The sequence below is a fragment of the Bacteroides sp. 1_1_30 genome, assembly GCF_020982715.1.
Taxonomy (GTDB): domain Bacteria; phylum Bacteroidota; class Bacteroidia; order Bacteroidales; family Bacteroidaceae; genus Bacteroides; species Bacteroides xylanisolvens.
Genome location: NZ_JAJKHN010000101.1, coordinates 1 through 21,474, shown reverse-complemented (window position 1 = coordinate 21,474; position 21,474 = coordinate 1). Strand labels below are relative to the sequence as shown.

Annotated in this window: 18 protein-coding genes; 14 read left to right on the top strand and 4 right to left on the bottom strand. The window is 42.7% G+C overall.

Translation table 11 applies throughout. From position 1 onward, the window contains the following. Positions 1–274 precede the first annotated feature (274 nt). Complete coding sequence (locus LPH68_RS22295; protein ID WP_074638331.1) at positions 275–1,801, top strand: sulfatase-like hydrolase/transferase; 1,527 nt, start codon at positions 275–277, stop codon at positions 1,799–1,801. 102 nt (positions 1,802–1,903) lie between these two features. Here LPH68_RS22295 and LPH68_RS22290 read toward each other — a convergent pair whose 3' ends face one another. Together LPH68_RS22290 and LPH68_RS22285 are read right to left on the bottom strand one after the other, a co-directional pair. After that, positions 1,904–3,460, bottom strand: coding sequence for a sulfatase (locus LPH68_RS22290; RefSeq protein WP_074638330.1), 1,557 nt, complete (start codon positions 3,458–3,460; stop codon positions 1,904–1,906). A gap of 131 nt (positions 3,461–3,591) precedes the next feature. Further along, the gene (locus LPH68_RS22285) at positions 3,592–5,406 is read right to left on the bottom strand and encodes a glycoside hydrolase family 2 protein (RefSeq protein ID WP_151923638.1); all 1,815 of its coding nucleotides are present in this window, start codon (positions 5,404–5,406) and stop codon (positions 3,592–3,594) included. A 1,017-nt stretch (positions 5,407–6,423) separates the two neighbouring features. On the opposite strand from LPH68_RS22285, the gene LPH68_RS22280 reads away from it, so the two are divergent. From LPH68_RS22280 to LPH68_RS22265, 4 genes are read left to right on the top strand one after another with little or no spacing between them, the layout of a single operon-like run. Next, complete coding sequence (locus tag LPH68_RS22280; protein ID WP_191857953.1) at positions 6,424–6,717, top strand: hypothetical protein; 294 nt, start codon at positions 6,424–6,426, stop codon at positions 6,715–6,717. Positions 6,718–6,732: 15 nt separating this feature from the next. Beyond that, positions 6,733–6,909: a ribonuclease P gene (locus LPH68_RS22275; protein ID WP_230297152.1), complete on the top strand. Its 177-nt coding sequence runs from the start codon at positions 6,733–6,735 to the stop codon at positions 6,907–6,909. A gap of 14 nt (positions 6,910–6,923) precedes the next feature. Further along, entirely contained in the window at positions 6,924–7,253 is a 330-nt protein-coding gene (locus LPH68_RS22270) for a molybdenum ABC transporter ATP-binding protein (protein ID WP_230297150.1), read from the top strand. A gap of 11 nt (positions 7,254–7,264) precedes the next feature. Continuing rightward, a complete protein-coding gene (locus tag LPH68_RS22265; protein WP_230297149.1) occupies positions 7,265–7,522 on the top strand; it encodes a hypothetical protein in 258 nt (85 codons plus the stop codon). 165 nt (positions 7,523–7,687) lie between these two features. On the opposite strand, the gene LPH68_RS22260 is transcribed toward LPH68_RS22265, so the two are convergent. Both LPH68_RS22260 and LPH68_RS22255 read right to left on the bottom strand, forming a co-directional pair. After that, entirely contained in the window at positions 7,688–7,957 is a 270-nt protein-coding gene (locus LPH68_RS22260; protein ID WP_230297148.1) for a hypothetical protein, read from the bottom strand. A gap of 412 nt (positions 7,958–8,369) precedes the next feature. Next, positions 8,370–9,395, bottom strand: a complete 1,026-nt coding sequence (locus LPH68_RS22255) for a toprim domain-containing protein (RefSeq protein ID WP_230297147.1) — start codon at positions 9,393–9,395, stop codon at positions 8,370–8,372. Positions 9,396–9,599: 204 nt separating this feature from the next. Between LPH68_RS22255 and LPH68_RS22250 the strand changes: the two genes are divergently transcribed. The 9 genes from LPH68_RS22250 to LPH68_RS22210 all read left to right on the top strand — a co-directional run bounded on the left by LPH68_RS22250 (position 9,600) and on the right by LPH68_RS22210 (position 21,420). Beyond that, a complete protein-coding gene (locus tag LPH68_RS22250) occupies positions 9,600–10,142 on the top strand; it encodes an RNA polymerase sigma-70 factor (RefSeq protein ID WP_230297146.1) in 543 nt (180 codons plus the stop codon). A 57-nt stretch (positions 10,143–10,199) separates the two neighbouring features. Next, the gene (locus LPH68_RS22245) at positions 10,200–11,192 is read left to right on the top strand and encodes a FecR family protein (protein WP_230297145.1); all 993 of its coding nucleotides are present in this window, start codon (positions 10,200–10,202) and stop codon (positions 11,190–11,192) included. 189 nt (positions 11,193–11,381) lie between these two features. Continuing rightward, positions 11,382–14,663 carry a SusC/RagA family TonB-linked outer membrane protein gene (locus LPH68_RS22240; protein WP_230297144.1) on the top strand — a complete coding sequence of 1,094 codons (3,282 nt, stop codon included), beginning with the start codon at positions 11,382–11,384 and terminating at the stop codon, positions 14,661–14,663. A gap of 20 nt (positions 14,664–14,683) precedes the next feature. After that, the gene (locus tag LPH68_RS22235; protein WP_287647401.1) at positions 14,684–16,228 is read left to right on the top strand and encodes a SusD/RagB family nutrient-binding outer membrane lipoprotein; all 1,545 of its coding nucleotides are present in this window, start codon (positions 14,684–14,686) and stop codon (positions 16,226–16,228) included. A gap of 39 nt (positions 16,229–16,267) precedes the next feature. Then, positions 16,268–17,386, top strand: coding sequence for a glycoside hydrolase family 18 (locus tag LPH68_RS22230; RefSeq protein WP_230297143.1), 1,119 nt, complete (start codon positions 16,268–16,270; stop codon positions 17,384–17,386). Positions 17,387–17,404: 18 nt separating this feature from the next. Beyond that, complete coding sequence (locus LPH68_RS22225) at positions 17,405–18,577, top strand: DUF1735 and LamG domain-containing protein (RefSeq protein ID WP_230297142.1); 1,173 nt, start codon at positions 17,405–17,407, stop codon at positions 18,575–18,577. 27 nt (positions 18,578–18,604) lie between these two features. Beyond that, the gene (locus LPH68_RS22220) at positions 18,605–19,639 is read left to right on the top strand and encodes a DUF1735 domain-containing protein (protein ID WP_230297141.1); all 1,035 of its coding nucleotides are present in this window, start codon (positions 18,605–18,607) and stop codon (positions 19,637–19,639) included. A 583-nt stretch (positions 19,640–20,222) separates the two neighbouring features. Continuing rightward, entirely contained in the window at positions 20,223–20,483 is a 261-nt protein-coding gene (locus tag LPH68_RS22215) for a hypothetical protein (protein ID WP_230297140.1), read from the top strand. A 7-nt stretch (positions 20,484–20,490) separates the two neighbouring features. Continuing rightward, positions 20,491–21,420 (top strand): tyrosine-type recombinase/integrase, encoded by a 930-nt coding sequence (locus tag LPH68_RS22210; protein WP_230297139.1) that lies wholly within the window; start codon positions 20,491–20,493, stop codon positions 21,418–21,420. The last annotated feature ends 54 nt before the right edge of the window (positions 21,421–21,474 follow it).

Sequence of the window (21,474 nt, the reverse complement as noted above, 5' to 3'; positions counted from 1 at the left end):
GACTACAGTAAAAAGGTGAAAAATGCAGCCAGAAACTTTTCGGTGGCAACAAAGATGGCACTTACCATACTAAAGAAGGATAAAACAACAAAAGGAAGTATGAATCTGAAAAGACTAAAAGCCGGATGGGATGAAAAATATTTGTCACAACTTTTACAGAACAATAATTTTTAATGCGTCTGCCCTGCAGTCAGATAATCCGGGCATGTCGGTTGGAAAACATGAAGAGATAGGTTATATCATACATAAACTATAGCTTTAATACATTCAATATATGAATAAACTAATCACAATCTCCTCTGCACTTCTTACAGCTGCTGCTGTAAAAGCGCAAACGCCCAATATTGTATTTATATTGGCGGATGATTTGGGTTATGGAGACATCTCGGCCTTTAATCCCGAATCTAAAATCCATACTCCTAACATTGACAAACTGGCCGAGCACGGGATTGCCTTTACGGATGCCCATGCTTCTTCCGCTTTATCCACTCCTTCCAGATATTCTCTTCTGACCGGAAGATATCCGTGGCGAACTAAGCTGAAACGAGGTGGTCTTGATGGCGATTCGCCTGCAATGATTGATCCTGAACGTTGCACAATCGCACAGATGTTTTCTGCCAATGGATATAATACTGCTTGTATTGGCAAATGGCATTTGGGCTGGAGTTGGGGATATACAGGAAATGGCAGAAGCATGAAAGATATAGATTTCTCGCTTCCGATCAAAAACGGACCTACCGACAGAGGATTTAATTACTATTTCGGCATACCGGCATCATTGGATATTTCTCCTTATGTATATGTAGAGAATGATGAAGTGACCTCCATCCCCGATCATGTGATAGAACCCCAAAAGAAGAATCTGGCTTTACTGATGCACGGAGGATTGGCAGGGGCCGATTTCAAACCGGAAGAATGTTTTCCCAACATCATCCGTCATAGCCTGAACTACATCAATGAGCAGAAAGACAGCAAGAAACCATTCTTTTTATATTTGCCTATTACTGCTCCTCACACCCCTATATTGCCTTCGAAAGAGTTTCAGGGCAAAACCAGTATCGGTCCTTATGGCGATTTCGTAGTCATGATAGACGACATGGTGCGCCAAATCGTAAAAACATTGAAGAAGAACAAGCAACTGGATAATACCATCATTGTCTTTGCTTCGGATAATGGGTGTGCCGGTTATATCGGCGTGAAAGATATGGAAAAGAAAGGACATTTTCCTAGTTACATCTACAGAGGCTACAAAAGCGATATTTACGAAGGTGGACACAGAATTCCCCTTATTGTCTCCTGGAAAGGAAAATATGGGAAAGAGACAAACAATTCTTTAGTCTCATTGATAGACTTTTATGCCACTTTTGCCCAAATGCTTAACCACAATTTGGAGACAGAAGAAGCTGTTGACAGTTACAGTATGTGGCCGATATTGAGTAAGAAAGGTGCTTCTGCGCGTAAAGACTTGGTGCACGAAGCGGGAGAGGGGTATTTGTCTTTGCGTACTTCCCAACTGAAATTGGTGTTCTACGGAGGTTCGGGTGGCTTTTCTTATCCTGTCAAACCTGCTGATGTGGCGAAGTTCCCTCCGATGCAATTGTTTGATATCGTGAAAGATCCTTCGGAAAAAGAAAATATTATCGGTGATAAGCGTTACGAAAATGAGGTGAAAGAAATGAAACGGGCTATGAAGCAATATGTAGAGAATGGCCGTTCTACTCCTGGTGAAAAAGTATCGAATGATACGAAGAATAGTTGGAATCAGGTAAAGATCTTCATGCAGGAAGAGGAGGGAATATAATATACTGTATACTTTTTTACTAGTAGGCATGGATTACACGGATCTTACGGAAAGAGAATAAACTTGTCCCTATTAATCCGTGTAATTCGTGCCTGAATGATGTCAGTCAGTGAGCAAAGGTGCTGGGAAGGTACGCATTGCTCCACTCAAACGCGGATAAGTTTCCCAGATGTCATCTTGAGTCGGATCATCTAAGTAGCGTGTATCTTTGGTCTTTTTAAGTAATTTGTCCATTTCTTTACGGAGATTATTTAGCTTTTCGGTGCATTTACCATTTCCAACTAAATTATGAAGGCAACCGGGATCGGTAGATACATTATACAATTCTTCATAAGGTCGTTTCCCTGCTGCTTTCAGAAAATAAGGATATATTTCTCTGTCATCTCTGTTGCTGACAATGAAGTCCCATGCCGGACATTGGTCTATGTCGTAATAAGCACTATGCATTGCTTCTAGTTTCCCTTTTTTATCAATAGCGCAAGGGTCACCTGCTGGCCATCTCTCCGGACGGAAGTTTCTGATATAAAGAAAATCTTTTGTTCTTAATGCACGGCTCGGATATCCCCAATTATTATATCGCGCAGAAGCATGACGTTCTCTTCCTGCAAAAACCATCGTTCTTCCTGTGTCTTTTCTCTTTTTCTGAAGATAGGGTAGTAGGCTGATACCTGCCATTTGCCCTTTATTTGGTATACCGACTGCATCAAGGATCGTTGGGGCCAAATCGACGCCACTTACAAATTCATCGCTGATACCTCCTTCGTTAATCTTACCTATCCAGCATATAGCCATTGGAATATGGATACCATATTCAAAACAAGTTGCTTTGGCTGCGGGGAAAGGCATTCCATTGTCTGCCATGACAATAATCAGGGTATTTTCTAATTCGCCCTCTTCTTTCAATGTGTCAAGGATACGGGATAATTGGCTGTCATACCATTCTATTTCCGTTCCATAGTCTAATAAATCTCCTTTTATGGCCTCCTTATCGGGAAGAAAAGAAGGAACTTTTGCATCGGCCAGTTTTCTATTGGCTTTTTTCCAGCTATTCTTTTCATAAGGACGATGCGGCTCACGTGAACCGACCCAGAAATAGAAAGGCTGTTTCTCCTTTCTGGCGTGGAGAAATTCTTTAAAGTTTTGATAATAATCGGTATTGGACACTCCTTTGAAAGGAGGTTGAATGTGTCTTTTATTGTATTCCGGACCTGCAGGGTTATGCTTTCGTCCCGATATTTTCCAGTCGCCGGGGCCCCATCCTTTCCCTGTGCAGCCAACATGATAACCTGCTTCCGCCAAAATATCAGGAAAGCATTTATATTCGGCAGGGAAGGAGGAAGCATGAGTGCCTGCTTCTGCTATTTGCCAGGGATAAAGTCCGGTTAAGATAGAAGCTCGCGAAGGGCTGCTTCCAGGAGAAGTAACGAACGCATTGTTGAATAACCAGCCGTTACGGGCTACAAAATCAAATGCCGGTGTTTTAGCTATGGGTGAACCATAGGCCGATGCGTGCGGGTAAGACTGGTCGTCAGAAATGACAAATAGTATGTTGGGTCTGTTGGTTTCGGCTGCATTGAGTGACGGAATTACTAAGGGACCGACTAAGGTGGATAAGAAGATATGCTTGCTGTTCATAAAAATCTCCTTTAAATGAAACATTGCTCTCTGACTGATGACAATGGGAGAGCTTTCTTATTATAAATGAAAATACAGCACCTCGAATTTAAAAATTCAAAGGTGCTGTCTTGATATTCAACAAGGAAAAGAGTATTTATTTAATTTGCTATTTCCTATTTATTCAGAGAGTTACAGATCTGTTGGTTGATTTCTCTGACTTTAGCTTCATTCATCTTGATAACTTTACGGTCATAAGTCATCAGACCGTTGATTTCACCTTCTACGTCTGTTGTCTGGGTATATACGGCAGCAGAGAATCCTTTCTGGATCAATTCCAACAGATGTTTGCCATACTTAATGTATTCGTTCGTTACTTCGTCCGATGTATTGAACTTCACATAACCCCAGTTTTTCTTGTCATTCACCCAAGTGTTTCCTTCTACTACCAAGCCGATACCTCCATATTCACCCAATACGGTAGCGCGTCTCGGATCGTAAAGGAACATGTTCGGGCCCGGATAGTGGTGAAGGTCGAGAATATCGCCACAAGTATAGTGATTACCACCACTGGCAGGATTCACCAGGCGGCTAGGATCGTATTCTTTAGTCCATGCTACGATTTCCGGAGTCTTGAATTGTCCCCATGCTTCATTGAAAGGAACCCATACGGCGATACTCGGATAAGAATACAGACAGTCGATGATTTCTTTCCACTCTTTGCGGTAGTTAGCCTCCGAAGCAGCGGAACGAATCACTTCTCTGCCGTTAAAGTAGTTGCGTGCCTGCCACTGTGGGCTAGGACCACCGTTCGGCATATCTTGCCATACAATCAATCCTAATTGGTCGCAATGAGTGTACCAGCGTGCAGGTTCTACTTTGACGTGCTTACGTACCATGTTGTAGCCGAAGTCTTTCGTCTTCTTCAAGTCATAAACCAATGCTTCATCTGTCGGTGCAGTATACAAACCGTCAGGCCACCATCCCTGGTCGAGCGGACCGAACTGGAAATAGTCTTTGTTGTTCAATTGCAGGCGAGTGATGCCATTCTGACCTTTGCGGATAGAATATTTACGCATAGCCGTATAACTCTTTACCTGGTCTATTGCTTTTCCGTCTTTATACAGAGTCACTTCCATGTTGTAGAGGAAAGGAGAGTCCGGAGACCACAGTTTAGCATTAGTAGGCATTGCTAGTTCAACAGGTACTCCGTTCAACGCTGCACCTTTGGCTACAAGGTTCTTGCCATCGAATACTTTTACTTCTACTTTGTCTGCAGAGGTCGTATTGGCAGCAACTTCTACCTTAACAGAATTATTGTCAATATCAGGAGTAGTTTTCAGATTAGTGATGTATTGTGTTGCTACCGGTTCCAACCACACTGTTTGCCAGATACCTGTAACCGGAGTGTACCAAATGCCATGAGGATTTGCTATTTGCTTTCCTCTGGGTTGTTCGCCACGATCTGAAGGGTCCCATACTTTTACTACTAAGTCATTATTCCCTTTATTAAGTACAGAAGTAATATCGAAATAGAAAGGAGTGAATCCACCTGTGTGTTCGCCTACTTTTACATCATTCACCCAAACTTCTGCTTTCCAGTCTACCGCACCGAAATGCAACAGGATTTGCTTACCACGCCAGGCAGAAGGAACGTCGAAAGTACGTTGGTACCACAGTTCTTCTTTCTCGTTTATCATTTTGCCTACGCCTGATAAAGACGATTCTACGGCAAAAGGAACAAGAATATCGCCTTGGTAAGCAGCAGGTGCAGGAGTACCTTTGGGAGTGATTGCATATTTCCAAAGCCCGTTCAGGTTTTTCCAGTCGTTGCGCTCCATGATAGGACGCGGATATTCCGGCAATACGTTTTTAGGGTCAAGCTGTTCTCCCCACGATGTTTTGATTTTGTCACCGGCAGGTTTCCATTGAGCAAAAGTCGAACCGCATAAAGCCAATGCAAGCAGCATTGTTAGAAAATTCTTTTTCATGTTCATGGTATAAAAATATAGTTAGTTATTAGATATAAATTCTATTAAAAGGATATTGCAAAGAAAGGGGAATTAAAAGAGAATAAAGGAAATTTGCCGTTCAAAAAACAATAAATTCTCTTCTTTTTGATCAAATTAAAGAGTTTTTGGTGGTATAAAAGGGGAATTGACTGATTTTTATTCTTTATTGAACCGTTATTTTTATATGATATTGGAAATAATATTACTTGGTCAAAACAGAAGTAATTAAATTGTTGATATTTAGTATCTTATAAAATTATGTAATTGAATTAAGAAACAAATCAGAAACAAAAAGTGAATTTTATCCATTTTCCTGTTTTTTCTTTTGCACTCTGTTTCTTTGCTTGCAGTTGCTTGCCTTTGGAGTGAAAATTCAAGCTGCTCTATTTGATTTTTGTTCCCTGGGTTTACAAATCAGATTAAGGCTTGCACTGATGTTTTTTTGCAGCCAAAAGAGAAAAGTGCAAGCCCGTCATCCTCTAAAGTTGCATCATTTCTACAAATGTAATTCTTTTTATGCAGGCAGCCAAATATGACTGCCTATATTTAGTTTAATTTAGTTTAGCATATATATAAGGCTAACAAACCAAACTAAACTGGATTTACAGCTCACTTCCCGACCATCCATCCTTTTCCCATTTTACTCTCTCGAAGGTCTCCCTTGTCTTTCTCTTTTGGCTGCAACTCCTTTTTACATTCCCATTACACCCTTTGCATGCAATCATCTCTTATGTTTCTCCCGGCATTTCGCATACCAACTTCCGGTCTGGCTGATGAAAATTGTGTCGCAAAGGTACTTGCCATGTCTTTCTTGTATGCAAGGTCATTGCCTGATGGTTTCAGACAAAATCTCCACACTCGGTTTCACTGAGGTAGTATTTGGTCTGAAAACCTTGCATAAAGAGCCATGCCACCTTTTGTGGCGACATAATTTATCAAGCCCGAAAGTAGATGAAATGCTACAGGAGGGAATATAAGAACTTAAAATTTAGGATTATGGCGAACTATGCAACAAACATCTTCTACGCAAGAACAGAGTGCTCAAAAGACCTCAATACGATAGAGGCGTTTCTGGACGGCACATTCAACGGTTATGTCAATCGTCAGAACGATTGCATTGATGCGGAATTTTCCTCACGTTGGGAATACCCCGAAGAAGAAATCAGCAAATTGATAGCATCCCTGGCAAACAAGGACAAAGTCTATATCAAGATTCTGTCCTATGAGTTTGATAGTGATTATGTCAGCTTCAGGATATTCTCACAAGGCAAGTGGAACGTTAAGTTATAACCCTAAAATCATACGATTATGTTTTACGAGGAAGACAGCGAAATTATCGGGTTGCCTTGCACGTTGTTTACTCCCTACAGAGGGTACACAGAAGGCACCATTATCGGAGATTATGGCAATACCGTCATTGTCCGTCTCACCAGCGGCAAAGAAATAGAAGAATACAAAGATGAAGTGATTATCAATGATTAAACAAGACAACAGCAATGAAACAGATAGCAAGTAAATTCGTACAGTGGGATGTCCCCGAATTGGAGAAGCTGAAAGACAGCAAGGTTTACAAGTTACGGGAACGTCTTAATAATGGCGGCAAATTGAGCCGTTCCGAAAAGAACTGGCTTACACGAAGCCTGCAAGAGTGCTGCCACTTCAAACGTGGCATAGCCTTGATGGGGTATTGTTTTGACTTTTCGGATGTTATCAAACGCTATTTCGTAAAGCAATACGGACATGTTGCCGAATACTATGCAGTTGACAAAACTTCATTGCGTTCCGTTCTGTATGGGCGCATTGAAGATATTATAGAAGTACCATAAATATCGAAAACATGAAAGTGACGATTGAACACAGCTTTTGCCCTTACTCCGAGGAGGTGACCGACCTCTATTTCCGAATCATCAATACAATTCTCTTTTCTACCGATGAAACGGAGCTGCGTGAAAGCATGAGGCAGTTGGAAGAGAAGACTCCTCTTCATGAGTATTTTACCTATGGATATGGTGCCCATCACCTTTGGGTTTGTCAAAGACGTCCGAGTGACAAAGCCCAGGTCTTCAAGCACCGTATCATGCTGGTTGAGTTTTAATCAGCCAACAGATATTGGCTACCGGCTGGAATGGAACTATCCATTTCAGCCTTGCCGCCCTTCCTTTTATAATTTCTCTTTTGGCTGCGCCGTTTCCTTTTTTACATCCGTCCATTCATGCGAAAAGCATCCGGCTTTTCTGTCTGATCAGGCTTCTGCCTTTCCCTATAGCCATTTTTTCACTCCCTCTTTTTCTGGTGCGGATACAGCAGCCACCCTCAGCTGTGTGTTCTGTCCTTGCTCCATTCGGATTGAAACGACCCTCTTCGACAGTACACTTTGAATGAATGCCGTTCTGTTTTTGCTGCCTCGATAAGCGACATTGGAAAAGTCCGGTCTCTCCGTTTTTCGTGGCTGTCCGGGAAGGTGCTTCAATTCCTGTACCGGAGAGTGGACACGAACTTTTGCCTGCTGTTCCCTCCATTTGGTTCTCATTTTTCATCATTGCTTTTCCAACGAAGCCATCATCATTTTCCCGTTGCAAAGATAGTGTGCAGTCAGGAACGCCTTGGCAGTCTTGACCAATGGCGTAGCCGCTTCAATCTTCCTTTATCAGGCCTTTGGTTTTGTCTTCGCCAAAAATAAAGCGTATTGATGCGCTATCCTTGGTGCATCCTTTATCTGCATCTACTTTTTACCGCAGCGTAAAAATAATTTAATAACTTCTAAAAGCAATTCGATATGAAAAAGATTGAGAATACTTTCGCAGTAACAGGATTCATTGGCAAAGGAGCCGACCCAAAAGGGTCGGTTCTGTCAATTTTTGTCGTCCAAAACTTTTCTAAATCTTTAGTTTAGCGGTAGTTCACCGGTTGTTGTATTTATGTGATTGAGCAAATCTATGAGGTTACTGGCCGCCATCCGTGGAGGTATAGATACCACACGAGACTTTCAAATCATCGTTCCAATCCTTGTTTTCCGAAAGTTCGATGTTCTTCAGTTCCTGTACCTTGTTGCGGAGTTCATCGTTGCTCAGGCTTTCGACATCAGTCGTATCGCCATGAAAGTAACGATGCAGCCATAGGGTGTATTTGTGTCCTTGCTTGTCGTTGTCAAAGATGCTCCGAAGCTCCTTTACCTGGTTCTTGTCAAGAATCAGGCGTAATAGCCTCATTTGTCCTTCCGTGAATGTCCCTTCCGTAGATACATATACGAGATTGAGGTCGCTTCCGGAATGGCATAGCTGATAGTGGGAGATACAGTCGATAAATGACTCCCCGATGTATAGAATGTCTATCGGGCGGTTTTTGTCATGGTTGCTGGTCGCCAGACAGTCGAACTTGCCACCGAGAATACCCTTGAACGCCTCATTCCGCTGTGAAATGGCTTGTACACCGTTTTCATTGTACATCTTGATACACACGTTTCGGTAAACACTCCCTTTGTTCTTTACTTCACGGATAAAGAAAGTGTCTTTGAAGAACCGGCTTTCGATGCTTTCTTTCAAGATACCTCTTTTTGAGAGATAGTTTCCTTTGTAAGTTTGCAGTTGGCGTAGGTAGAAATGCAGTTCGTCCGTTCCCATGCTTGTGTTACCGACTTCATACCGGCTTTTTTCGGGTGTCGTGATGCGGTTGGTGTTGATGTAGTTCTGAAGGATCTCTCCCACCTCGCGCAAGGTTGGCATTTTTCCGGTTGTTTCAAATAGATGTTCCTGCATCAGATCCATGATGCTTCGGCCACGCACGCTGTCGCTATGCACGTCCCAATAGGTATATTGGTTCTGTGAGTTCCGCTTGATGACGATGGTATGCGTTCCGTTGCTCATTTTGGGACAAGAGTTGGAAGAGCCTTCCACGATTTTCCATCCCAGCTCCAGCAGGAAATCAGGCAGAGAAATGGTTGTTTTTATCTGATTGAAATCGACTTTCATACGATTTTCAAAAGCTATTCTTCGGCTTTGATTCGGGTGGAGGAATACCGGCAGTGAAATCTGCTCTGCAACTTGAACAGGGATTTTATGATGTGCTTTCAAAAGTATTCCGGTTGGTTATTGGATAATTGAATAATTTGCCGTTACTTTATCGCCGAATAAGAGTTAACTGAAATCTATAAATCTAATTGATGTGACTGAAACATGATTATTCCATTGGAAAATAGGACATTGCGCTTTAGAGATTTCTTCAATAAGAATTATCCGAAGGTAAAGACGTTTGCCTGGCAGCTGCTCAAATCAGAAGAAGATGCAGAAGATGTGGCGCAGGATATCTTTGTGAAACTGTGGGAAAATCCGGAGGTGTGGGAAGAACGTGATAAGTTGGACAGTTATCTATATACCGTTGTTCGTAATCATATCTATAATCTGCTGAAGCATAAAAATGTGGAGGAGAATTATAAGGAAGCAGCCGCTCAAAAGATGGAATGGGAAGAACTGGGTTTGCCCACTCCGGATGATGACCTGCAGCTCAAGGAACTGGAACTTCTTATTCACTTGACCGTAGGACGTATGCCAGAACAGCGCAGGAATATTTTCTGGATGAGTAGAGAACAGGGGTTGTCTTCTTTTGAAATAGCCCAGAAACTGAACATTTCAGTGCGTACGGTGGAACATCATATTTATAAAGCGCTGCAGGATTTGAAAAAAATCATTTTTTTTCTTCTTTTTTTCTATTTGCACTAAGTAGGCTGGGCAGGCAAGTTGTCTCTTATATAAAAGCAATTGATTTTTATAGCAAAAATGAGCAACAACTATTTAAATAAGATACTGAATCTGTTCTTCCGTTCCGACTATTCGAAGCCGACGGTTGACCGTGTGCATCGTTGGTTGGCGGATGAAAATAGACAGGAAGAAAAAGATACAGCGCTTCGTGAACTATGGACAAAGACGAAAGCGGATTCGCACATGGATACGGAGCGCCCGTTCATGCAGGTGCTTGATAAGCTCGGGCTTGATTATGTACGCATACCTGACCGGTTCAACCGTCAGTGGAGATGGAGGCTGGCTGCTGCCGTGATGGTCGGAGTGATTCTGTCGTCAGCTGTTACGTTCTGGTTAAGCTATGCATTGTTTGATAAAGATAATGCAGTCATGACCGAACAATATGCCTTTGCCGGTGAACGGAAGAACTTTTTGCTACCTGATGGTACACAGGTATGCCTGAATGCTGATTCTCATATCTATTATCCGGAGAATCTGGAAGGAAAGACCCGGACCGTCTATCTGGCGGGGGAAGCCACTTTCAAGGTGGTGAAGAATCCGAAGAAGCCTTTTATTGTTCGAGCGGGGAATATGGATGTTACTGCCCTGGGAACCGAGTTCAATGTAAAGGCATATCTGGAGGATGAATTGCTCATCGCTTCTTTAATAGAGGGAAAGGTGCGGGTAGATTGCAACGATACGTTGAGTTATGTGCTGAACCCGGGCAATCAGTTGGTCTATAACAAAATCAGTCACTCGGGCACGATGCAACCTGTCAGTGTGCAGGATGTAACAGCCTGGCAACGAGGACAGATTATACTTACCAAGGCTACTGTCAGTGAAATTGTCCGGACATTGGAAAGGCATTTTGGAATGGCCTTCCATGTTTCTGGGGGAAAATCTAACAAAGACTTATATAATTTTGTCTTTAATGAAGATGCCGATATACGTGAGGTGCTGGAAGTGATGCAGGTGGTCGTGGGTCCCTTTGAGTATCAGCTGAAAAATCATGCGTGTTACATCTACTGGTAACAAACTTTTGAAACCTTATTGTTAACTTTAAATCTTTCTGCTTATGTGTAAAAATACCCGGAAAGGCACCACCCTTGTCCGGATATGAAATGATTTTAGTAATATTCAGGATGAACTCCTATGCGAACCGGTTTTCATCCTATCTGTGATAGACACTCTTGAATTTAACACTAAAAACATCACTAAGATATGAATTTATATCTGAAAAACATTCAAAAAAGTATTTTATTTATTTGCATGCTACTGTTTGCCTCTGTCGTTTATGCGCAACAAAGTAGTAAAATTTCCATCATAAAAAAGAACATTACGCTTCGGGAAGCATTGATGTCTGTGCGTGAACAAACCAAAATGTCTGTTTCCTATAATGATACTCAACTTCCCACACGCAAGCTGAATCTTGATATTAAAGACAAATCCATAGAAGAAGCTCTGCAGATTATATTAAAGGATACAGGTTTTACCTATGTGGTAAAGAATAATTACATAATGATTATTCCGGAGAATGCTCGGAATGAAAAGGGAAAACCTCGGAATATTTCAGGTGTTATCTCTGATAAAGGCGGAGAACCTCTGATTGGAGTAACGGTGGTTGAAAAAGGAACCAATAATGGTACAGTGACAGATTTTGACGGAAATTATAAAATCACCACGCAGACTGTTCATCCGGTACTGGTGTTTTCTTACGTGGGCTATCAGTCAAAGGAAGTCGGTGTAACCGATAATAAACTGAATGTTACATTGGACGACAGTGCGCAGGAATTGGGTGAAGTAGTGGTTACTGCTTTGGGCATCAAGCGTTCGGAAAAGGCTTTGAGCTATAATGTGCAGAAGGTTGGAAATGAAGCCATCACTACGGTGAAAAGCGCCAACTTCATGAATTCGCTATCGGGTAAAGTAGCCGGTGTGAACATCAATGCTTCTTCGGCAGGTATGGGTGGTGCGACCCGTGTGGTGATGCGTGGTCCGAAATCCATCAGCCAAAGCAATCAGGCTTTGTATGTAATCGATGGTATTCCAGTGACGGGCAGAAGTCAGGGAGAACTGAAGGGAGATGCCATGATGTATGCCAATCAGCCAGGTTCTGAAGGTATTGCGGATATCAATCCGGAAGACATTGAGTCAATCTCGGTGTTGAGTGGTCCTGCTGCAGCAGCGTTGTACGGATCAGCTGCTGCTCAGGGGGTGATTATGATTACCACCAAAAAAGGGAAGGAAGGAAAAGTTTCGGTCCAAATTTCCAACAGTACGCAGTTTGCCAAGCCTTTTGTTATGCCGGAGTTTCAGCACAGCTACATTAACCGTCCGGGTGAAGTGAAGTCTTGGGGTGACAAGGCTGAATCGGCATTTGGGGCATATGACCCGGAGAATTTCTTCAATATGGGTACCAATATACAGAATAATGTGTCGTTGACTACGGGTACTGATAAAAATCAGACCTATTTATCGTTAGGTACCACCAATGCCAAAGGTATTATTCCGAACAATACCTACGACCGCTATAATTTTGCTTTCCGCAATACGACTTCTTTCCTGAACGACCGGATGCATTTTGATTTTAGCTTTAATTACATTCTGGAGCGTGACAAGAACCTCACGGCACAGGGGCAATGGTTTAATCCGCTGACTTCGTTGTACTTATTCCCGAGAGGTGAAAGTTTTGATGCTATTCGTATGTTTGAAGTGTATGATCCGGTGCGCAAAATTTATGTGCAGAACTGGAATTATGGGGATGCACTCAAGATGCAGAATCCGTATTGGGTGGCTCACCGTATGAACCGTACCAACAAGCGCAGTCGTTATATGGTCAGCGGAAGTCTGAAATATGATATTCTGGACTGGTTGAATGTAACTGGACGTTTACGCTGGGATGATGCTTATACATTGCAGGAAGACAAGCGTTTTGCATCCACTCTGAAGTTGTTTGCTCCTTCTGATTACGGGTTTTATGGATACGATAAAATCAACGACCAGACTTTATATGGTGATATAATGCTGAACATCAACAAGACTTTGGGAGATTTTAGTATTTCATCTAATTTGGGAGCTTCGATGTCACGTTTGAGCTACCATGTCAGTGGATTTCAAGGTGGCCTGAAAGCACCATCCAATGTCTTCACCCCCAATGCCATTGATTATGGAAATGCTACGAACGATAACCGTCCGATTTTTGAACAGTACAAGCATTATATCAACTCCTTGTTCATCAGTGCTGAATTAGGATATAAAAGCATGCTTTATCTGACACTTACCGGACGTAATGATTGGGATTCTGCCTTGCACGGCACGGCACAGTCTTCTTTCTTTTATCCGTCTGTTGGCTTGTCGACCATTGTTACTGAAATGTGTAAGCTTCCGCAGGTCATCAACTATTTGAAAGTACGTGGTTCTTGGGCATCAGTAGGTTCTGCCATCGAACCTAATTTGTCATCTGCCTGGCGCTACGAGTATAATCCTGCTTCAGGCACTTATAAGACGGTGACTTATAAATTTCCGCAGAAGTTTTATCCGGAACGTACCGATTCATGGGAAGCTGGTGTGACGGCACGACTGTTCAATAATGCTTTTACTGTGGATTTGACTTTCTATCAGTCAAATACGAAGAAGCAGACTTTGCTTCGGGATGTTACTTCTGGAGCGGCTGGCTTTAACAAAGAATATATTCAGACCGGAAATATCCGGAACCGCGGGCTGGAACTTTCGGTAGGATATAATAAAACATGGAATCAGTTTACCTGGAATTCTACACTGACCTACAGTATGAACCGCAATAAGATTATCGAACTGCTCGAAAATCCGAACGAAGTAGTGCGTCAGGCTGGTTTGAGTGGTTGTGGCGTGGTGCTGAAGAAGGGCGGAACAATGGGAGATATCTACACCTATACCGACTTCAAGCGGGATGCGGAAGGAAATATTGCACTGGATGCCAACGGCAATGTGATGCAGACCAACCTAGCCAATCCACAATACCGTGGATCTGTGTTGCCGAAGGGGAACATCGGCTTCTCAAACGATTTCTCCTGGAAAGGTTTCAACCTGGGATTTGTCATTACGGCTCGTCTGGGAGGTATCTGTATGTCGCAGACGCAAGCCATCCTCGATGAATATGGTGTGTCTAAGGCCAGTGCAGAGAGCCGTGACAACGGCGGTATTGTCGTCAATACCGGTAAGATTTCTGCTGAAGGTTATTATGCTGTGGTGGGAGGTGATAATCCGATTTGGTCAGAATACATCTACAGCGCCACGAATGTCCGTCTGCAAGAGGCTCACATCGGATATACGTTCCCTAAGAAATGGCTGTTTGGTAAGGAACTTTCCATCGGACTTACGGCCAATAATCTGTTTATGATTTATAGAAAGGCACCATTCGATCCGGAATCTACGGCATCAACGGGTACGTATTATCAGGGATTTGACTATTTTATGCAGCCCAGTTTGCGTACTGTGGGATTTAACATTAAACTGAAACTCTAACTTTTAACCTTGTGATGACAATGAAAAATATGCATATCGTGAGAACTTGGCTGCTGATGTCGGGATTTATGTTGGGCATGAACTCCTGTACGGCAAATTTTGAAGAGGCAAACCGCCCCGGACACGAAACGTCTTTAGAGGAACTGGGAAGAGATGATTATGCGGTATCTTCCTTCATTACTGAATTGCAGAACTTTGCATTTCCAGAACAGGAAAACCTGTATCAAAATACGGAAGATTTAATAGGAAACTATCTGGGACGTTATATGACGTATGCCAAAGCTTCTTTTTCCGTGAAGAACTATACTTGTTTCAATGCACCGGATGATTGGAAGATTGTGCCCTGGAGGGATGTGTTTGCACCGGCTGTTTCTTCTTTCAATTCGGTGGCTTACCTGACGCAGGAGTCTGGTCCGATGTATGGGCTTGCATTAATTTTGCGTGCACAGCTGATGCTTCGCTTTACCGACACGTATGGACCTTTGCCCATCGGTATTGAAGAGGATGCCAATGCTTATTCTTCACAGGAAACTATTTATAATCATCTGATTAAGACACTGAACCAGGCGCTTGATATTATCAATCCGCTGTTGGAAACCAATCCGAGTCTGGTACTCAAAGCAGAAGCTGACCATGTGTATCAGGGGAAAATGAAACAATGGGTGAAGTTTGCCAATTCCTTGAAATTGCGGATGGCGATCCGAATGAGTGCGGTGAGTGCGGATGCCCAGCAGATAGCTGAGGAGGCTTATCGGGCTGGTGTGTTGGAAACCAATGAGGACAATTGCATGATTGTATATGTGCCCAACGGGCAGTATAAGACTTCGGTGGATTGGGGTGACAGCCGGGCTTGTGCAGATTTGGAAAGCTACATGAGCGGTTTCAATGATCCGCGTATCCGTTGCTATTTCCAAGCTCCCGAAAATTGGGGAGGTAGAGAAATTATAGGTTGTCGTGCGGGTGCAAATGTAACCAACAAGGATCAAGCTATGCGTCTTTATTCTGCTGCAAAGGTTGAACCTGCCACCAAGGGTGTTTGGATGACGGCTGCTGAGATGACTTTCTGTCGGGCTGAAGGTGCTTTGAAAGGGTGGAACATGGGCGGCACTCCCAAAGATTTGTATGAAAAGGCCATTCGTTTGTCGTTCGAACAGTGGGGTGTGGGCAATCAAGTGGATTGGTATCTGACTGATGCAAACAGCACTCAGCAGTCTTATACCGATGCTCCGGGCGGATTTGGTGAACCGCATGCACCGGTCAGCACCATTACGATTCAGTGGGATAACCATGCTTCGGAAGCTGAAAAGATGGAACGTCTCATTGTGCAGAAGTGGATTGCCCTGTTTCCTGACGGGCAAGAGGGATGGAACGAAATCCGTCGTACAGGTTATCCGAAGGTGTTCCCGGTGATGCAGGCCACCAGCGGCTATAATCTGCAGGTGCCCAACCGGGTTCCGCTCGATCCGAGAGAAATAACCGGTAATAATAAGGAGAATTATCGCAAGGCGGTGGAAATGCTGGGCGGTAAAGATGATTATGCAGCCAAGATGTGGTGGCAGAAATAAACTTAAGAATCGATGTGTAACCGTAAAACAAGAAAGAAAATGAAAAGACTCTTTACATATATATTAGGACTATTTGGACTGTCTTTCGCACTGACTGCCTGTGATGACTGGCTGGATACTGAAATCAAAGATCCTGCCGATTTAATATCTTCTGTGAAAGATGAGGCTTATTATGAACGTTTGCGTGCTTATAAAAACACTGAACATCCGGTGGCATTCGGTTATTATGGTAACTGGACAGGTACGGGAGCTTCATACGAGAATTCATTGAAGGGTTTGCCGGACAGTGTGGATTTTGTGTCGCTCTGGGGCAACTGGAAAAATCCTACGCCTGCCATGATGGATGATTTGCGTTATGTGCAGAAAAAGAAGGGTACCAAGGTGTTGGTTTGTTTTCTGGTGCTTGATATCGGTGATCAGATTACTCCGCCTATGCCGAAGGAAGAGATGGATAATGGTACGACTGACAAGGAATGGAGACATAAGTACTGGGGCTGGGATTATAAGTTGGAAAACCGGTTGGCGGCAGTAGAGAAATTTGCCAACGCCATTTGTGATACTATCGATAAATATGGATATGATGGATTTGATATGGATGCAGAGCCGAGTATGAATCATCCATTTCCAACTGATAAAGAACTGTGGCAGAATGATAAACAGGTTATTCAGAAATTTGTTGAAACCATGGCGAAACGGGTAGGACCTCAATCGGGAACAGGCAGAATGTTTTTGGTGGATGGTGAACCAGATGCGCTTCCTGCTCATTTATTCTCTCATTTCGATTACTTGGTGTTGCAGACCTATACTACTCACTTCATACAAGACAACAGTCGTTTGGATACGCGTTTTGCAAAGCAATACCAGCATTTCAAGGAGGAAGCAGCGGTAGATGAAATTGCCCGTAAAATCATTGTTTGTGAGAACTTTGAGGATTGGGCAAAAACTGGTGGAGCGGATTTTCATTTGCCGGACGGCACCACCGTTAATTCGCTTTCAGGTTTTGCCCTGTGGAATCCGTCGTTGGATGGAGCTCAGTATCGCAAAGGTGGGGTAGGTACTTACCATATGGAATATGAATACAGAGTGAGCGCACAAGGCACTGATACGTATCCGGCTCTGCGCAAGGCAATCCAACTACAAAATCCAAGTATAAAATAACCTTTAACTAACTACAAAATGAAGAAGAATCATATCAAATCAATAATGATAGGTCTGGCGCTTGCCACAACATTTTTGACAGGTTGTGATGATGCTGAATATACAATCCTGCGGAATCAGGCCTTTGTTTCACAGACCAATGCAAATCCCAACACGGCATTGAAGATTTTTATTGACCAGGAGCCCGTGAAAGTTAATCTGAATGTGAGAATGTCTGATCCTGCCGCCAAAGATATGAAGTTTGAACTGGTGGAGGATGCTGCTTTGCTGGAAGAGTATAATAAAACCAATTTTACGGCATATAAGTTTCTCTCGTCTGAACAATATTCACTGGTAGGCAGTCATGTGGAAGTGAAGCAGGGACAGTCGATTTCGGAAGCGGTAGAACTGAATATTTTGCCGTTGACACAGGAAATGAAGGATAGCGGGAATAAATATGCTGTTGCTTTGACGCTACGCAGTAAGGATGGCGAATCGCAAGTGCTTCAGGCGGGTGGAAACATTGTGTATCTGCTTGATCCTGCTATTGTGACTTCGATTCCAGTGTTCAATGCCACTACCAATGCTTATTTTGAATTGGCAGAAGACTTGTCTATGAGCGAATGGACGCTTGAATTTTGTGTCCACATGAACAAATTGGGCCAGAAGGTCGGAGAATTGAATAATCAGGCCTTGTTTGACGGGTCCAGTAAGTTGGGTGAAGAAGACGGACAAATCTATACACGTTTCGGTGACGCGATGATTGAGGGGAACCGTCTGCAGATAAAGACCCAAGGCATTGTGATGGACAGCAAGATGCAGTTTGAAGAGAACAAATGGTACCATGTGGCATGGGTATGTACGGGTAGTAAAATACATCTCTATGTGAATGGGAAGCTGGATAACTCAAAAGATACTTCCGGAAAGGTGACTAATCTGGGCAAGAATAAATGTAAAATCGGGAATACGGATTACCTGAAAGCAGATGTCCAGATGAGCGAGTTCCGACTCTGGAGACGTGCCTTGTCTCAGCGTGAAATAGCCAATAATCAGTATGCCACTGATCCTCATGCAGATGGTTTGTTTGCCTATTTCAAGTTCAACGAAGGACAGGGGGACGAATTTGCTGATTTCACCGGACATGGCAACAAGGGCTGGTGCACTTCACCGGTACGTTGGGTTCCGGATGTTCAGCTGAACGCCAATAAATAACCAATTACATACCTAAATATGAAAATCATGAATTTTATTAAATTAAATACTATTTTATCAATAGCCTTTCTTTTCTTGTTGTCCGGATTGATGTCTTGTGAAAACGAACCGAAAGTGGGAAGTGCGCTTTTCCCGGAAGATGAAAGTATGCATGCCGTGAAGGCTTATATCGACAATTATTGTTTCTATCCCAAGAATACCATGCAGAGCCATTTGCTGCAACTTGGATCTGGTGGAGCGTTGAACGGTGAAGATCAGTCTGTGGAACTCAAGGTGCAGCTCACCCATGCGGCCACGCAGGATCTCACTTTCTCACTGGAAGTAGATCGAACGAAATACCAACCGGAAGATGAAGAAACGTTTTTGCTGGGTGAGGATGCCTTGTCTTTTACCATGCAGAAAGTGACCGTCTATAAAGGTGAACAAGTAAGCCGTGAAGCCTTTTCTTTCTCGCTGGATAAAGAGTCTCAATCACTCAAGACTTTTTCAGGTAATGGGATATTGGCTTTGTCACTGGTATCCAATGATGGCGTGGATATTGTGTCGGGATATGATATGTATGTGTGGAAAGTAACTAAAGAGGTCTCCAATATCCATGCCGGCGGAAATCTGCAGGGAAAGACCATGATTCCGGTAACTGATTATGATGTGCTGCAAAGTTCTTATGGTGAATGGAGCCCGACTCAGGACTTAAGTGATGGGGTGAATGATAGCTACTCTTACATTATGTTCTATTCTCAATATGAAGGGAAGAACGAGTTTCGGGTACAGTTTCACGATGAACAATCTATGGTAGGTATGACGGTTACTCCGTTTTCAGAATGGGGAGACTGGTCACTTAGCTGCTCCAAGGTAGAACTATGGGGTGGTGAAGATGAAAATCATCTCACTCGCATCGGTGTTGCTGTCAATACAGGGGCTATGCCCACATCTTATACCCCTTGGGAAGTGGTATTCTTTGGTCCGGTCAAGGTGAAATTCCTGAAGGTATTGGTATTGGATAATTTCACGAAGGGAAGTTCTAAGAACGTAATTATACCGGAAGTTCGTTTCTATAAATAATTGCCATCGCTGAAACGAGTAGTTTTTTTTTCGAGAGCCTATCCAAATAATGGTAGGCTCTCGTTTTTTTACCCATGCCTGCCTTCCCGCGCAATACCTAAAAGCATGATTTTATTTTTTTACAATAAGCACTCAATTGTCATAAATCTCCGTATTTTTCTGTAATTCAACAATTTACTGTCTTATGTTTTATACTGAAAACCAATATACACTTTGTTTTCTGTACAAAATCTGGCTATATCTGCAGCATGACAATGGATTTGGAGCATACTTGGAAATATTTCGTTTTGCGCTGCTGCATTGGTTCCTGATTTGACAAACTTATGAAATCATAGAAAAACATATAGAATCCTATAATTGACGTTACTTTCCTGCTGGTTGCAATTCCATTCCTTGTGAAGCGGGAAAGCAGAGCCGTCAAGTCCTCAGGCATCAAACTGCCCCATCCCTTTTTCCGAACGTACAGACCTTCCGGTTACAGGCTCATGTATTTTTTGTAGGCATGCCGTGTAGTAATGAAGATTTTTTACTATTAAACCGGAAGAGTCAGCCTCTCCTGATTAGTACCATGGATAATATCTTTATGAGAATAAGAGAAAAATCTGGAATTAAACGTGAAGCTGACCGTAAGCATCAGCCACATATTCATTCTCTCTGTCGTACATTTGCCGTAAATCGTATTACGAAGTGGTACAAAGAGGAGAAAAACGTTCAAACACTACTCCCGATTCTTTCTATTTATATGGGACACGCTAAATTGGAACATACCGCAGTGTATATAACTATGACTGACGACTTGCTTGAAGAAGCAAACCGATTGTTTGAAGACTTCACCAATAAATAATATAATTATGAACAAGAATGACAGAACATCCTATTTGGGATTTTGGCTTCGCAGATTTATTTGTGAGCATATGGTATCCGTTTTAAACCTGTCAAGGAACACACAGGTTAGCTATCGTGACACATTTCGTCTGCTGCTACCATTTATTGCGAAAAAATGCAAGAAGAAAGTTGACAATCTTTTAATATTGGATTTATCCAGCGACTATGTTTATGATTTTTTGAATGATTTGGAAAAAGTGCGCAACTGTTCTATCTCCACTCGGAATCAACGACTTGCAGCTATACATGTTTTCGCCAAGTTCGTTGGTCAACATAACCCGGAACTTGTTGAATGGTCGCACTCAATCGGCATCATACCTACAAAATTGGCATCCCCAAAATTGGTTACATACCTTGAAAAGGAAGAAATGGATGCATTACTTGATGCTCCGAACAAAAACACCCAACAAGGATGGAGAGATTATGTGATATTGACTTATATGTACAATACTGGGGCTAGAGCGGACGAAATCGCAAATTTAAAAATCAAAGACCTACATCTTGCATCCCGTCCAGTCGACACATCAATTGCATATATTATCGGTAAAGGAAATAAAGAAAGACATTGCCCATTATGGCAAAAAACAGCAGAAGCCCTGAAAACTCTTATAAAAGGAAGAGATGGGAACGAAAATGTTTTTCTCAATAGAATGAACCAGCCGATAACTAGGTTTGGTATTTATGAAATGGTAACAAAGTACGTAAAACAAGTGGCAAAGAATCCTGCTTTCCATGACATCTTGAAAAAGAGAGTGACTCCGTACACTATTCGCCATACAACTGGCACTCATCTGCTGATGTCAGGTGTGGACATAATTACGATTAGGAATTGGTTGGGACATGTATCCGTTGATACAACGAATATCTATGCTGGTGCGCCCAGAATGGTCGCTTAATAAATACTTCTTTAGCAAGAAGTTAGGATTGGGTTCGATATAATCCTATCGTCA

What these genes read in the sequence shown, in the direction of transcription:
- LPH68_RS22240 (WP_230297144.1), top strand. Translation starts at nt 11,382, where the DNA reads ATGAATTTATATCTGAAAAACATTCAAAAAAGTATTTTATTTATTTGC.
- LPH68_RS22280 (WP_191857953.1), top strand. Translation starts at nt 6,424, where the DNA reads ATGGCGAACTATGCAACAAACATCTTCTACGCAAGAACAGAGTGCTCA.
- LPH68_RS22225 (WP_230297142.1), top strand. Translation starts at nt 17,405, where the DNA reads ATGAAGAAGAATCATATCAAATCAATAATGATAGGTCTGGCGCTTGCC.
- LPH68_RS22255 (WP_230297147.1), bottom strand. Translation starts at nt 9,395, where the DNA reads ATGAAAGTCGATTTCAATCAGATAAAAACAACCATTTCTCTGCCTGAT.
- LPH68_RS22265 (WP_230297149.1), top strand. Translation starts at nt 7,265, where the DNA reads ATGAAAGTGACGATTGAACACAGCTTTTGCCCTTACTCCGAGGAGGTG.
- LPH68_RS22250 (WP_230297146.1), top strand. Translation starts at nt 9,600, where the DNA reads ATGATTATTCCATTGGAAAATAGGACATTGCGCTTTAGAGATTTCTTC.
- LPH68_RS22220 (WP_230297141.1), top strand. Translation starts at nt 18,605, where the DNA reads ATGAATTTTATTAAATTAAATACTATTTTATCAATAGCCTTTCTTTTC.
- LPH68_RS22245 (WP_230297145.1), top strand. Translation starts at nt 10,200, where the DNA reads ATGAGCAACAACTATTTAAATAAGATACTGAATCTGTTCTTCCGTTCC.
- LPH68_RS22290 (WP_074638330.1), bottom strand. Translation starts at nt 3,460, where the DNA reads ATGTTTCATTTAAAGGAGATTTTTATGAACAGCAAGCATATCTTCTTA.
- LPH68_RS22295 (WP_074638331.1), top strand. Translation starts at nt 275, where the DNA reads ATGAATAAACTAATCACAATCTCCTCTGCACTTCTTACAGCTGCTGCT.
- LPH68_RS22215 (WP_230297140.1), top strand. Translation starts at nt 20,223, where the DNA reads ATGAGAATAAGAGAAAAATCTGGAATTAAACGTGAAGCTGACCGTAAG.
- LPH68_RS22270 (WP_230297150.1), top strand. Translation starts at nt 6,924, where the DNA reads ATGAAACAGATAGCAAGTAAATTCGTACAGTGGGATGTCCCCGAATTG.
- LPH68_RS22235 (WP_287647401.1), top strand. Translation starts at nt 14,684, where the DNA reads ATGAAAAATATGCATATCGTGAGAACTTGGCTGCTGATGTCGGGATTT.
- LPH68_RS22210 (WP_230297139.1), top strand. Translation starts at nt 20,491, where the DNA reads ATGAACAAGAATGACAGAACATCCTATTTGGGATTTTGGCTTCGCAGA.
- LPH68_RS22230 (WP_230297143.1), top strand. Translation starts at nt 16,268, where the DNA reads ATGAAAAGACTCTTTACATATATATTAGGACTATTTGGACTGTCTTTC.
- LPH68_RS22260 (WP_230297148.1), bottom strand. Translation starts at nt 7,957, where the DNA reads ATGAGAACCAAATGGAGGGAACAGCAGGCAAAAGTTCGTGTCCACTCT.
- LPH68_RS22285 (WP_151923638.1), bottom strand. Translation starts at nt 5,406, where the DNA reads ATGAAAAAGAATTTTCTAACAATGCTGCTTGCATTGGCTTTATGCGGT.